Raw genomic sequence first — 13,232 nt, forward strand, 5'->3', positions numbered from 1 at the left:
ACCGGGTTTTGTTGGGAGATTGTTTTTTGTCGTTTCGGTTTGTTTTTCTTTCTGTTTCTTTTTTACCGATCTATTTCTTTCTTATTTTCGCAAACTCTTTGTTTGCCGAGGATAAGAAAGTTGTTTCGAATTCGCATAAGAAAAAAAATCCTAAGCTGATCGTTCTTTCCATAGATGGATTTCCAGGATACTATTTCGATTCTCCTGAAATTTTGGAATTGATTCCCAACCTAAAAGCATTTTCAGAAAGATCTTCTTTTTCCAATCGAATCCGGACAGTGAATCCTACTGTCACTTATCCTTCCCATACTTCTATGGTGACGGGAACGGATCCTGCTCAACACGGAATCTATAACAATACTTTAGTGGACCCTTTCGAAAGAAATGACGGGGGTTGGATGTGGTATGCGGAAGATATCGCAGTTCCTTCTCTTTGGGATTTTGCCTCTAAAAAAGGTTTAAAAACGGGAAATGTTTTTTGGCCGGTCACAGTAGGAGCAGGGATCGACTATAATCTTCCTCAAATTTGGCGCAAAAGAATTCAGGAAGACGATAAACTGTTAAGAGTTTTGTCCACGAAAGGATTGCATAAGGAAGCGGAACTATCCGTAGGAGAACCGTTAAACGATGTCACTAAAGATTCCGTAAAATTCAAAACAGGTGTTTGGCTCTGGGAAAAATATTCCCCTGATTTAATGTTTCTTTATACTACCGACTTGGACAGTTCCCATCATGCATACGGTCCGTTTTCCGATCAGGCAAAGGAAAAATTAAAACAAATCGATTCCTTATTCGGAGAATTCATCAAATCGATTCGTTTGTATGAAAGAGACGATTTGGCTCTCATTCTGATTTCCGATCATGGTTTTCATTCTGCCGATAAAATTTGTTCCCCTAATTTGTATTTGTTGAATAAGGGATGGATTCGGCAGGAATCCTCTTCCTATGATTTGATTTTCAAAAGTTCCGGGGGATCTGCGATTTTACTTCCGGGTAAAAAGAACTTTCTTTCCGAAGAGGAAAAAATTTCCATCGGAAACGATTTGGAAACAAATTGTCCCGGAGCGGAATGGAGAGCCGGGGAAGAAGATCTTAAGTTTTTGAGAAAGACCCAACATCCGAATGCATTAGGATATCTTTATACAAAGGAAAAAATATATTTCTCTGGAACTAGAAAAGGAGAACTTTTTTCCTCATCCAAATCTATGATCCACGGGCACGGATATGAAAACACGAATCCTGAGATGAAAACCATCGGAGGAGTGTATTGGAAGGGAACAAGAGACGAAACAAAATGGAAGATGCATTCCGTGAAAGATGTATTTGTTTTTTCTTGTCGCCTTTTGGATTTGGAATGTAAATAAAACTTCCGTATCGGAATCGAAGATACGGAAGTTCTAACCGTTGATTGTATGTTAGTTTTTAATTGCGGAAAGTAATTTCACCATTTCTTTTCCTACTTTTGCGGCGGATTGAGGATTTTGTCCCGTGATGAGCCTTTCATCCACTTCCACATGTTCTTTCCAGGGTTCCGATTTTTTATAATTTGCTCCTCTCTCTTTCAGTTTATCTTCCAAAAGAAATGGAACCACTTTCGTAAGTCCCACAGCTTCCTCTTCTTCGTTCGTAAAACCGTTTACCTTTTTGCCTTCGATCAAATATTTTCCATTGGAAAGTTTTAAGTTTACTAAGCCGGAAGGGCCGTGGCAAACAGCGGCGACCACTCCACCCGATTCATAAATCTCAGCCGCTTTTTTTCCGATGAGATTTGCTTCCGGAAAGTCCCACATAGTTCCGTGTCCGCCTGCATAAAAGATGGCAATGTAATCTTTCGAGTTGATCGTTTCCGGTTTGAAAGAGTTGGAAATTTTTTTCTGATATACTTTGTTTTCCCAAAACTCTTTATTGATCGGATCTTCCAGATCCTTTCCATCTACGGGAGATAGTCCTCCTTTGGGGCTGACGAAATCAATTTCGTATCCTGCTTCTTTCAACTCTTTCCAAGGATGGCTGACTTCTCCCAGATAATAACCTGTCGGCTTACCAGTGTTTCCTTTCACTCCGTGGCTTGTGATGACGAATAATACTTTCTTCATTTGATTTGTACTCCTTGGGTTTGCTTGCAGTAGTCCTGAACCGAGAATCAGTGCTGCGGCAGTTATGAAACTTGCTTTTAAGATCTTCATGTTTTCCTCCGAACTTTGACGGAAATCCTTAACGTCCAGAATTTCAGTTTATCCATTTTTAGACAAATAAAGAAATATATAAAAAAACTAATGGTGTTTATATGAATATATAATATAATTTATACTTATTTTCTATGATCAATTTGGAACTCTACAGAACGTTTTTCACCATTTATAGGGAAGGCACTTTGACCAGAGCCGCTTCCCAATTACTGATGACACAACCGGGAATCAGCCAACAGCTGCAAAGTCTGGAGAACTATGTCGGTAAACAGTTGTTTGAGAGAACCAGTAGAAGGATGATCCCAACCGAATACGGAAAAATTCTATACACCCAAATCGTGGAACCAATGGAAAAGTTGAACGGGATCGAGGAAGAGTTCAGAGGAATTCATCTGAAAAAGGAATCCAAAATCGAATTAGGAAGCCCCATCGAGTTTTATTCCGAATATTTGATTCCTTTGGCGGCGAGGTCTGATTCCGATTTTAGAATCAGTTTCGGAGTGGTCTCCGAACTCATCGACAAACTTAGAAAAGAGGAGATTCAATTGGCGATTGTAAGCCAAAAACTTACCGATCCGGAGATAGAGTATGATCCTTTCATTGAGGAAGAGTTCGTTTTGGTGGGATCTCCTTCGTTAGATAGATCCGATTTTCCGAAACGGAACAAGTTCGGTAAAGAATGGGAGATGGAAAAAGAAAAATGGCTTTTGAAACAGAATTGGTTTGTTTACAGTTCCGATTTAGCGATTGTTCGTCGGTTTTGGAAGGAAAATTTTCAGAAAAGACCTGTTCTTCGACCTAAATTGGTTCTTCCTAACTTGAAATTGATTTTAGAAAGTCTGTCCGTAGGAAACGGAATCAGTGTCCTCCCTAAGTATTTATTTAGAAATACAAAAAAAAGTTTTGTGATGTTTCCCGAATGTAAAGAAGCGAAAAATCATTTGTATTTCGCCTCTTTACTAGGTTCTAAGGAAAAAACGAAAGAGATAAAATCTAAAATCATTCAGCTTGTAGATAAAGATAAAAAATGAGTTTTTACCTTTTCCAGTGAATGCATTCTCCCGGACATTCATCCATTTCTTTTTGTACTCTTTGAGTATCTTCATCCGGAATGCTGGCGTCATTGATGAATTCTCCCCCTAAATGGGTTTGAGAAACGTCATCATCATCCATCATAAAGTATTTGGGCAGATTGTCCGCACACTGGTTGCAGGATGTGCAATTGTCTTTATCAACGTATGCTTTTTTCATGGTTCGTTTTTTTGATTCTCCTCCGTTTGCAGTTTATAATAGAGAATGATCAGTACGAAAATGAGAGTGAATGCATTTGCTAAGATGATGGGAAGATCCGATTTGCTGAAACCGTAGATCAGCCACAGAAAAACTCCCACTCCCAAAAGTATGTACATATTCCTGGAAATATCTCTGGTTTGTTTGGTGAGAATCACTCTAAGAACTTGGGGAAGAAAAGATAGAGTTGTAAACACCGCTGCGAAATATCCGAGTAGGGCTTCCATGATTACTGTTTGTATTCTCTCGATACTATGGTTTTGACTCCGCCTCGAATGTTGTAGTCTCCCACAACCTTTAGATACTTGGGATTCACTGCTTGGACCAAATCTTCCAAAACTTTATTCACTACGTTTTCGTGAAAAATCCCCACACTGCGGAAGGCCATCATGTATTCCTTGAGGGATTTGAGTTCGATGCATTTTTCGTTGGGGGAATATTCGATAAATATGGTACCGAAGTCGGGAAGCCCTGTTTTCGGGCAGACTGCCGTAAATTCAGGAATCGTGAATTCGATTTTATAGTCCTTACCTGAGTAGACGTTGGCAAACCATTCGATTTCCGGGGTCTTCCAGGAGGGGATGTGGTCTTGTTTGTCCTCGTAGAGCGAGGCGGATTTTTTTTCCGACATTTGTTTACCCTGGCATTTGCAAAAATATTTTGGAACCATCCCATGAAAAGTGATAAAAAAATCGCAGTCATCGATTTCGGCAGTCAATACACTCATCTACTCGCAGCCAGAATCCGCAGATTAGGAGCCTATACGGAAATCCTAAGCAATGATGAACCAGTCTCCGTTTATTCTTCTTACGCAGGAATCGTTCTTTCCGGTGGTCCTTCCAGTGTTTACGAAAAAGGGGCACCTCTACTTTCGAAAGAATTCTTTCAAATTCCCGTTCCCATTTTAGGAATTTGTTACGGACATCAACTCTTGATGAAAACTTTAGGAGGAGAGGTTCTGTCTTCTTCTCATAGGGAATACGGTCCTGCCGTATTGAGATTATCCGACAAATCTTCCCGTCTGACGGAAGGAATGTCCCGCCAAACTAAAGTTTGGATGAGCCACGGAGACGAAGTGACGAAACTGCCGGAAGGTTTTCTTCCGATGGGGGATTCGGATAATTGTCGTTATGCATTTGTCTCGGATGAATCCAAAAATCATTTCGGGATTCAATTTCATCCGGAAGTGACTCATTCCGAAGAAGGAGAAATCCTTCTGAAAAATTTCATTAAAATCTGCAATGTGCAAAATACTTGGAACTTAAGTTCCTTTTTGGAAAGAGAAATCGATGTTTTGCGAAAGAAAGTGCCGGAAGGTAAAAACGTATTTTTACTCGTTTCCGGGGGAGTGGATTCCTCAGTAGCTTACCTTCTTTTGGCGAAGGCTTTGGGAAAAGACAGAGTGAAGGGACTTCTTGTAGACACAGGTTTTATGAGAAAGAACGAAGTGTCCGACCTCAAAAAAAATCTGGATCTATTGGGGTTCGATCTTACCATCTGGGATGAAAGTGCGGAGTTTTATCGTTTGTTAAACGATGTCTCCGATCCGGAAGAAAAACGTAAAATCGTAGGGGATCAATTTTTGGAGGCGCAAGGCAAGGCCACTACGGCACTTTCTTTGGATACGGAACATTGGCTTTTGGGACAGGGTACGATCTATCCGGATACGATCGAATCCGGCGGAACAAAACATTCTCATAAAATCAAAACCCACCACAATAGGGTGCCTGCCATTCAAAAGCTGATCGAAGAAGGTAAAATCGTGGAGCCAATCGCCGAACTTTACAAAGATGAAGTTCGTGAATTGGGAAAAATTCTGGGTCTGCCGGAACAATGGATCGAAAGACATCCTTTCCCCGGTCCTGGTCTAGTAGTAAGAATGATCGCTTCTTCTCAAGCAGCCGCTCCCGATTTAAAAGAGGCAGTCGCTCCTATCTTGCAAAAATTTTCTTCTAAGCTTCAATTTAGAACTCTTCCGATTCTTTCCGTGGGTGTGCAGGGGGATCAAAGAAGTTATGCGAACTGTGCCGTACTAAATGATTTTACGAAGGACTGGAAGGAATTGGAATCGGTTTCTCTTCAAATCACGAATTCGATTCGAGAGATCAATCGTGTTGTTTTTGCTCCTGACGAATCCGAACTACCCGTATCCTTTCCATTTCAAAAGATCAAGATGGATCAAAAACACTCCGATTTGCTCAGAGAGGCGGATTCCATCGTAAATCGAATTCTTTACGAAGAGAAAATTCACACTCAGATTTGGCAGATGCCTGTGGTTTTGGTTCCTGTGGGAGCCGTTCCTGATACTTATGGAATTGTGCTTCGTCCTGTGGAATCTTTGGAAGCGATGACTGCGAATTTTTATTCTATGGATCGGAGAATTCTCAGCAGAATCACAAGAGAGATCAAACAAATCAAAGAGATCTCACTTGTGTTATATGATCTAACTCACAAACCACCCGGTACGATCGAGTGGGAGTAAAGAAAGAAAATTAAGGAAGAAGAATCCAAAGAACCGCCATCACTCCCATTGCGATTTCTGGGAATCGGCGGTCGAAAAAAGACTTAGGTTTTTCTTCTTGGGCGGTTTCAGCTCCCGCAGTTGCGACTGTTTTGTTTTCTTCCGGAGTAGCGGAAGCAGTAGCTTCCTCTTTCTTTTCGGAAGAGAACATTCTTTTGAAAAATCCTGGTTTTTCCTCAGGCTTTGTTTCTTCCCAAACGACAGGTGCGGAAGTGACGACTACCTGATTTGGTTTAAACGACTGTTTGGTGCCGTCCTTGGATTCTACGATGACTTCTTTTTTGCCTACTTGAGTCGTTTTTACGTTCTCAAGAACCACTTTAGTTGCTTTGATTGTGACGCTGTCCGCAAACAAGGAAGCGGAAATGGCGAAAGTGCTGCAAGTTAGAGTGAAAATAAATAAAATTCGATTCATAGATATAGCAAAAATCCAAACGAACCCCCATCAAATGAAAATTCCGTAACATTATTACATTCCGGTTAAAATGTGAAACTTAAATCCATTTGACAGTGAGGTCTTGCATTTTAGCGTATCCAAAGTCCATGATTAGGCGTCGTGGCCAAGTGGTAAGGCATGGCTCTGCAAAAGCTTGACCGCCGGTTCGAATCCGGCCGACGCCTCCATCGAATATGCCTGGATGGTGGAACTGGTAGACACACAGGACTTAAAATCCTGTGGGAGTAATCCCGTGCGGGTTCGATTCCCGCTCCAGGTAATGAATCGAACGATTGCGAGTCGAAAAAAAACGTAGCGACCCATAGGGAGCGTGAAGCGTTTTTTCCTAGGACGGAAGTCCGAGGTGACTAGCAAGACGAGCTGACAACGAAAGGTCGGAGGTCCGAAGTTGGAAGCGATTTCCGCTCCAAGTGTTTCTTACCCTTTCCCAACTAAATCAATCGCAATTTTCTGAGATTTGTAAGACAGGAAGGCTTTTTTCTTTCGATCCTGCCTTCCAAATATATTCCATTCCGAAATCGATAAAATAGAGATCCTGCTTATCTTTCGTTTCTTCTGAAGGAAAGATGAATTCATTTTGGCCCGAATGAAATTTCCCTTCCAAGATGCGAATCACTCTTTCTCCATGAGCTTTAAAGTGTTTGTCTTGGTCGAAACTTTCCCTTTCTCTGATTTCCAATCTGTAAGATTCCGGAGCAGATTCGCCTAACATTTCTGAATCGATCCGAATCTGGAAACGAAATGGAATCTCTCTGGATTTGTTTTTTCCTGTGAGACTTGCGATTTGGTTGAGGCATCCTTCCCATTTGAAATAGAAAGAATTTTCATTCCCTTCTCTCCAGATTTGAGGAGAGCCATTGATGGTTTTCTGCGCCAATGGAGAAGGGAAATTATTTCGATCTCTAGCTCTATGAAGAAATAGATGTTCTTCTTTGGTATCTACCGCCCAAAAGATCGCGAAAAGGGAAATACAGAGAGGAAGAAACAAAAAGAAAGCCCTTTCCCAGGCAAACTTAAGTTTGGCGGTATTGCTATGGTTCGGAAGCATCATGGCAACAAGGCATAAAAAGGGAAATAAAACCTCGTCATCCAGAAGATAACATTGGAAAAAGCCTGCGATCCAAAAAGAATAGATTCCTAAAAAGAAAAGAAGGTCTTTTCTCTGAATCGAATGGAGTTTTAATATCTCCCACCAAATGAGAAGATAAAAAATTCCTCCTAAAATTCCCCCTAAAATCAAAAAATGAAGAAAGTCGTGGTGGGCATGGGACTTGGGTGTGATGGAAATTTCGTAATAAAGGTAGGGTTTTCGTTCTACCAAATCCACATAAGAAGCTTCAAATTCTTTCGTATAGTTCCCTGAACCTACTCCCAGGAAAGGATTGTTTTTTAAGATATTGAAATTTCCCTTATGAATCCATAACCTTTGATTTTCTAATGTTTGTTTAGCGAATAACTGATCTATGGATCTTTTGAAAAGCCAGTTCTTTTGGTAAAAAGCGGCGAGGAGAAACAAAAACAATAAACTTGCGATGGTAAGGCGAATCAGATGTTTCGGAGTAAAAATCGATTTTAGTTTTTTCTCGGAATACAAATAAAATCCGAAAGATAAAATAAGACCTAGCCAGACTGATCTGCTCTGGTTGAAAAAAAGTAGAACGAGTCCGGATAGAGAAACAAAAGAATAGAAATAAAAGTAAAACCTTTGTCGTCCTTTCAGAAGGAAGTAAATTTTAGCACATCTGTAGTTTTTGGAAAAAAGAACCGGCAAAAATAGAGCAAGAAGCCCTCCATAGGTAAGATGAGTATTTTGAAATCCGATGGGAAGAAACACTCCCGTTCCTAAAACGGGGAGGTGGCCGATCAAATGGGGAAGTCGTTTTCCTTCTATGTATTTGAATCCGTCCATCACGTAAGTGGACAGTCTGTACGGAAAGAATAAAGAAAAGGTTCCTGCGATTACTAATATGATTCCTGCCAGATAAATCCAACGTTTGATTTTGTTTTTTTCTCCTCCGGAAAAGGAGGCGACTGCAGGGATGAGAAGATACATCCAAAGATCCCCGAATTCCGTTTTCAGAATTATTTTTTTTATGGAAGGGATAGAAAGTTCCGACTGGAAAATTCCTGAAATTAAAATCCAAACATAGAGGCAGACTCCCCAGAGGAAAAGGCGGGGCAAACGAGGATTCTCCCAAAATAGGGAAATCAGATAAAAAAGGAGGGCGGCTCCTCCCAGGATTTGAGATAGGCTGATGGAAAGTGGAACGGAGACCCAAAATAAACAGAGAAAAACTAGTTTTAGGTTTCGAAATGTTTCTTTCCCGAACATGCTTGGTACTGAACTTAGGATAGAGCGGCTATGCTTGGCAAATCAAAAAGAAAACTTTCCGTTGCAATCATCACTTTCAATGAAGAAAAGAACATCCAAGCTTGCATCGATTCCGTCAAAAACATTTGCGATGAAATCATTGTTTTGGATTCTTTCAGCACGGACAAAACCAAAGAAATCGCAACCAAAGAAACTTTAGTTCGTTTCTACGAAGGCCCTTTCCACGGTCATGTGGAACAAAAAAACAAAGCTATCGGATACTGCAGTAACGAATGGATTTTATCCTTAGATGCGGATGAAAGAGCGGATGATGTTTTGCAAAAATCCATTCTGGAATTTTTGGAATCTGAAACGGAAGAGGTGGATGGTTTTCAAATTGCAAGACTCACTTTCCATCTGGGAAGATGGATCTATCATAGCGGATGGTATCCTCAAAGAAGATATAGATTGTTCCGAAAAGAAAAGGCGGTTTGGGTGGGAGAAAATCCCCACGACTTTATCGAATTGAAAGATCCTAAAAAAGGAAAAATTCTGAAAGGGGACATTCTGCACTATAGTTTCGCCGATTTTTCCCATCAGATCACTACGATCAATCAATTCTCTTCCATTGTTGCAAATACTCGTTATGCGAAAGGGCATTCTTTTTCCCTTTTGAAATCGATTTTAAAACCGATCGGTAAATTTATAGAAATTTATCTGATGAAAAGAGGATTTTTAGACGGGGTTCCCGGGCTTTATATCGCTTTGGCATCTTCATTCTCTACTTTTTTGAAATATGCCAAAATTTACGAACTTGATAAAAAATACATAGAACGTCCGTCCAATATAAGAAAAGATTATGGCACAAAAAAATAAACCTTCCTTCTTTCAAAAATTAATCGATTCCTTATTCGGAGGCGGATCTTCTTCCGTTCCTCAAGCGGCGGCTCGCAAAAAAGAACCGCAGCATTTCCAGATGGAATGGAAAATCGCCCATGAAAAATGGAAACATCTTCTTCTCACCAAACAAGTGGAAAGCGGAGTTGTTGTGGAAAGAAAAGGATACAGACTTCTGAAAACGAACGATAAGTTATTTCGTTTGGAAGGAGAGACGTTTTCAGTAGTGATTGCCACCGGGAACAGTTTGTATCCAACTAAAGACGGCAAAACTGCGGGCATTCTTTTCGTGGATGAAGGGGAACTCAACCAAGCCGTTCAGGGAGAGTTTTCCCTTTTGGAAGGTTTTTTGGATAAGGTATCCATTCCTAAAACCGATATCCTGCAGACTTCTTCCGCCAAACAGAAAGATTGGAAATTGATTTTAACTTGGGAAAGGTTTTGGAAAGAGCAGTTGCTTTTGGCTCTTTCTCCGAACGAAACGGCACTTGTGATTTTGGGACTAGGTGAGGAATTCAAAAAATTCTTCGAATCTGTGGCGACTGATAGACAAAAGAAACTGGTGAGGGATGAATTTTTCTTTTTAAACTCAGGCAAAACTTCGGAGACGGATAACCCTCACGGAAAAAATAAGAATTTATACGGGTTTGGCCAGGCACTGAGGGATTTTTCAACGAAAATGGACATCGTGGCAACCAAGAGGGAGCAGGAAAATGGAGCATAAATCTTTAGTTACGGAAGCAATTTCCGAGTCGATTCGAGTTAAGGAACAGGTACTATCCACCTTGGCTCCCGCCATCGAAGAAGCGGGAAAGTTGGCTGTATCCTCTCTGCAAAAAGGGGGGATGTTGTATTTCTGCGGGAACGGTGGTTCCAGTTGTGACGCTTCCCATATTGCCGCAGAGCTTGTGATCCGCTATAAGTCGGGTAACGAAAGAAAGGCGATTCCCGCAATTGCACTCAATTCGGATCAGGCGGTCCTTACTGCCTGTTCCAACGATTATGGTTACGAACATATATTCAAAAGACAGATCGAAGCCTTCGGGAAACCGAACGATCTTTTTGTCGGGCTGACCACTTCAGGAAATTCCAAAAACATCATACTTGCCATGGACGAAGCGGAAAAAATCGGAATGAAAACTCTGCTTTTGTTAGGTGGTGATGGAGGTAAATTGAAAGGAAGAGCTTCTTTGGAAGTGATCGTTCCTTCCACTGTAACCGCTAGAATCCAGGAATCCCATATTTTGATCGGGCATATCATCTGTAGCATCATCGAAAAGGAGTTGTTCGGACTCGATTGAATTCCGAAGAGAATTTAGTTCGAATCGAATCTGCCGATCTTTTCACGGAACGCCAAACACTTATTTGGAAGAGTTTGGATTGGAATCTGAAGAAAGGAGAAATTCATTGTTTGGTGGGTGAGTCTGGATCCGGCAAAACCACTTTAGCTCTTTCTTTATTCGGCCTGCTTCCTTCTCTCTGGAACTGTGAATACCGCCTTTGGGATGTTTTAGGACATTCTCTGGAAGAATGGTCCGGGCCTTGGGGAGAAAAAAACAGAGGAAGTTCCCTGTTCTTAGTCCCTCAGAATCCAAATCTAGCCTTTCATCCTTATCGAAAGATGGGGGATCAGATGGAGGATTTTTTCCGTCTGTCTCTTCGTAAAAAAGTTCCTAAAGAAGAAATGCAAAATCTTTGGGGGGAGATGGGAATTTCTCATCCGGAAGAGAAATGGGATTCTTATGCGAAATCTCTCTCCGGGGGTGAAAAGCAGAGAATTTGCCTTTCCTTGGCCGTGTTGGGAGACCAACGGATTTTAGTTTTGGACGAGCCTACAACGGGATTGGATGCCAAATCGGAAAAATGGGTCTTGCAAAACATACGAAAACTGGCAAAAGAAAGAGAAAAGGGGATTCTTTTTATTTCTCATGACTTCCGGATCGTCGAAAGTATGGCCTCCCGGATTACGATAATGAAAGAAGGGAAGGTTTTGGAAACCACTCCCGTTAAGGATAAAAAAATTGAACCTAAATCGGATTACGGAAAGTTATTGGAACAAACAAGCCGCATCTTCCATTAAACTGCTGTTTTCTTTTTCTGCCGTTTTCATTCTTTTTTCTTCCTCAATTTTTTCCGAAAAAATCTATAAAATCGCAGATTGGGATGTTTCCGATTACCCTCAGGTGAGAGTCGACCTCAAGGTAAGAGAAACTTTGTCCGGCAAAGAGGATGAGATCCAAATTACGGAAGATATCGCTTCCGCCAAAAAGGTAAGCACCAGTTTCGAACTCACGACTCATTCCGAACCGAATCCTGTTCATTTTTATTTATCTATTCCTAGTTATGCGAATTGGGAAGAAAAAAGATGGTTGGTTCAATTTGCCCAATCCATCGCATCCGTTGCAGAAAAATCCAAAGGTAAATTTTTTCTAAATGTACAGTCGGATGATCAATTTCTTTTTTACGAAGGAGTTCCGTCTTCCAAACTGACTCCCGCTTTTTCTCTTCCGAAAGAAAAAGAGCCTAAATATCCAATTCGTTCTTGGGAAAAGGTTCTTTCCAGAGTTCACTCGGATACGAACCCGGATAAGGTGATGATCGTAGTCAGTTTGAAAGAAGAATGGGAAGATCGTTATAAGATATCCGATTTCGCCAGAAGAGTGAATGCGGAGAATATAGATTTTTTAGTAGTGGCTCCTCCTTCTTTGGAAACCACCAAACTGGCAAGTTATGTGAACGGTCGATTTTTCAATATCACCAAGAAGGAAAGTTTTGCAGAGTTATATTCCGAAATCAATCATTTGATTTCTCCCAAACTCAGACTTGTATATCTTTCCCCTTGGAATGTTTCTTTGTGGCAGCAATCCATCATCGTATCCAATCTTGCTTTAGGAGAAGGAAATTCTCTTTCTTTCAGTTACGAGATTTCCCCTCTGCACAGTTTGTACAGGAAAGGGAAAGACCCTCTGGTCTTTTATCCGGTCTTATTATTTCTAATCATTGTTTGTTTGTCGGTTCTTTATTTTTTAAGAGGGTATTCCGCTCCCTTAGAAAATAAATCCTCTCTTTCCAAACAGGAATCTTCTCCAACTAAAATCCTTCCTCCTCGTTCCGGTTTTTACGAAGAAAGGAACAAAGAGGAAGTGGAAGTTTACGAACGAGTGTATGGCGAAGTCGCCGAAAGAGCCAGAGAGAACGAGATCATCGCTCAGATTGTGGAAAGAGATAAAATTACGGGAGAAAATTATTCCTACGGGGTTTTGATCCTGAAGGAAGGCGCCGGATCCGGAACCCAATTCCCCGTGAGAGGGGAGGAAATCACTTTGGGTAGAGGAGAGGCAAATCACATCGTTTTGTCCGATCCTTATGCGGAACTACTGCATGCCAAAATCAAAAAGGTAAGAGGTCGATTTTTGATTTTCGATTGTGCCTCCAGTACAGGGGTGTTTCTCAATGGAAAAAAATTATTACGTCCCAAAGCACTTTACGATTTGGATGAAATCGAAATCGGGAAAACATTATTTTCTTTCCGAGCCAGATAAAATGGTATATCATCGAAGGGTCGCA

General features: G+C 41.0%; 14 protein-coding genes and 2 tRNA genes. 10 read left to right on the forward strand and 6 right to left on the reverse strand.

Going from position 1 to position 13,232, the window contains the following annotated elements; all coding sequences use genetic code 11:
- Positions 1-26 precede the first annotated feature (26 nt).
- Complete coding sequence (locus EHS15_RS13880) at positions 27-1,364, forward strand: alkaline phosphatase family protein (protein ID WP_167884239.1); 1,338 nt, start codon at positions 27-29, stop codon at positions 1,362-1,364.
- 51 nt (positions 1,365-1,415) lie between these two features.
- On the opposite strand, the gene EHS15_RS13885 is transcribed toward EHS15_RS13880, so the two are convergent.
- Positions 1,416-2,186, reverse strand: coding sequence for a type 1 glutamine amidotransferase domain-containing protein (locus tag EHS15_RS13885; RefSeq protein ID WP_246052147.1), 771 nt, complete (start codon positions 2,184-2,186; stop codon positions 1,416-1,418).
- Positions 2,187-2,320: 134 nt separating this feature from the next.
- On the opposite strand from EHS15_RS13885, the gene EHS15_RS13890 reads away from it, so the two are divergent.
- Positions 2,321-3,220: a LysR family transcriptional regulator gene (locus tag EHS15_RS13890; RefSeq protein ID WP_135761162.1), complete on the forward strand. Its 900-nt coding sequence runs from the start codon at positions 2,321-2,323 to the stop codon at positions 3,218-3,220.
- Between the two features lie 4 nt (positions 3,221-3,224).
- Here the strand turns inward: EHS15_RS13890 and EHS15_RS13895 are convergent, their stop codons facing one another.
- The 3 genes from EHS15_RS13895 to queF are packed head-to-tail and all read right to left on the reverse strand — an operon-like array spanning position 3,225 to position 4,110.
- The gene (locus tag EHS15_RS13895) at positions 3,225-3,440 is read right to left on the reverse strand and encodes a ferredoxin (protein WP_135761163.1); all 216 of its coding nucleotides are present in this window, start codon (positions 3,438-3,440) and stop codon (positions 3,225-3,227) included.
- Positions 3,437-3,706, reverse strand: coding sequence for a SemiSWEET transporter (locus EHS15_RS13900; RefSeq protein WP_135761164.1), 270 nt, complete (start codon positions 3,704-3,706; stop codon positions 3,437-3,439). The genes EHS15_RS13895 and EHS15_RS13900 overlap by 4 nt, the downstream gene beginning before the upstream one ends.
- A gap of 2 nt (positions 3,707-3,708) precedes the next feature.
- Positions 3,709-4,110, reverse strand: a complete 402-nt coding sequence (gene queF, locus EHS15_RS13905) for a preQ(1) synthase (protein ID WP_135761165.1) — start codon at positions 4,108-4,110, stop codon at positions 3,709-3,711.
- A gap of 42 nt (positions 4,111-4,152) precedes the next feature.
- Between queF and guaA the strand changes: the two genes are divergently transcribed.
- The gene (gene guaA, locus EHS15_RS13910) at positions 4,153-5,961 is read left to right on the forward strand and encodes a glutamine-hydrolyzing GMP synthase (protein WP_135761166.1); all 1,809 of its coding nucleotides are present in this window, start codon (positions 4,153-4,155) and stop codon (positions 5,959-5,961) included.
- 10 nt (positions 5,962-5,971) lie between these two features.
- Here guaA and EHS15_RS13915 read toward each other — a convergent pair whose 3' ends face one another.
- Entirely contained in the window at positions 5,972-6,415 is a 444-nt protein-coding gene (locus EHS15_RS13915) for an LIMLP_04285 family protein (protein ID WP_135761167.1), read from the reverse strand.
- A gap of 135 nt (positions 6,416-6,550) precedes the next feature.
- Between EHS15_RS13915 and EHS15_RS13920 the strand changes: the two genes are divergently transcribed.
- Positions 6,551-6,624: transfer RNA gene (locus EHS15_RS13920), tRNA-Cys, on the forward strand.
- A gap of 8 nt (positions 6,625-6,632) precedes the next feature.
- Positions 6,633-6,716: transfer RNA gene (locus EHS15_RS13925), tRNA-Leu, on the forward strand.
- Positions 6,717-6,893: 177 nt separating this feature from the next.
- Here the strand turns inward: EHS15_RS13925 and EHS15_RS13930 are convergent.
- Positions 6,894-8,639: an O-antigen ligase family protein gene (locus EHS15_RS13930; RefSeq protein ID WP_167884240.1), complete on the reverse strand. Its 1,746-nt coding sequence runs from the start codon at positions 8,637-8,639 to the stop codon at positions 6,894-6,896.
- A 180-nt stretch (positions 8,640-8,819) separates the two neighbouring features.
- On the opposite strand from EHS15_RS13930, the gene EHS15_RS13935 reads away from it, so the two are divergent.
- Genes EHS15_RS13935 through EHS15_RS13955 form a run of 5 tightly spaced genes read left to right on the forward strand, consistent with a single transcriptional unit; the run spans position 8,820 to position 13,207 of the window.
- Complete coding sequence (locus EHS15_RS13935; RefSeq protein WP_135761169.1) at positions 8,820-9,644, forward strand: glycosyltransferase family 2 protein; 825 nt, start codon at positions 8,820-8,822, stop codon at positions 9,642-9,644.
- Positions 9,628-10,389 carry an LBBP_01157 family protein gene (locus tag EHS15_RS13940; RefSeq protein WP_135761170.1) on the forward strand — a complete coding sequence of 254 codons (762 nt, stop codon included), beginning with the start codon at positions 9,628-9,630 and terminating at the stop codon, positions 10,387-10,389. Before EHS15_RS13935 ends, EHS15_RS13940 begins: the two co-directional genes overlap by 17 nt.
- A complete protein-coding gene (locus EHS15_RS13945; RefSeq protein ID WP_135761171.1) occupies positions 10,379-10,966 on the forward strand; it encodes an SIS domain-containing protein in 588 nt (195 codons plus the stop codon). The genes EHS15_RS13940 and EHS15_RS13945 overlap by 11 nt, the downstream gene beginning before the upstream one ends.
- The gene (locus EHS15_RS13950) at positions 10,963-11,745 is read left to right on the forward strand and encodes an ATP-binding cassette domain-containing protein (RefSeq protein ID WP_135761172.1); all 783 of its coding nucleotides are present in this window, start codon (positions 10,963-10,965) and stop codon (positions 11,743-11,745) included. Before EHS15_RS13945 ends, EHS15_RS13950 begins: the two co-directional genes overlap by 4 nt.
- The gene (locus tag EHS15_RS13955) at positions 11,687-13,207 is read left to right on the forward strand and encodes an FHA domain-containing protein (protein ID WP_135761173.1); all 1,521 of its coding nucleotides are present in this window, start codon (positions 11,687-11,689) and stop codon (positions 13,205-13,207) included. Before EHS15_RS13950 ends, EHS15_RS13955 begins: the two co-directional genes overlap by 59 nt.
- Positions 13,208-13,232: the final 25 nt, after the last annotated feature.

Origin of the sequence: Leptospira idonii, assembly GCF_004770995.1 — a bacterium.
GTDB classification, from domain to species: Bacteria; Spirochaetota; Leptospiria; order Leptospirales; family Leptospiraceae; genus Leptospira_A; species Leptospira_A idonii.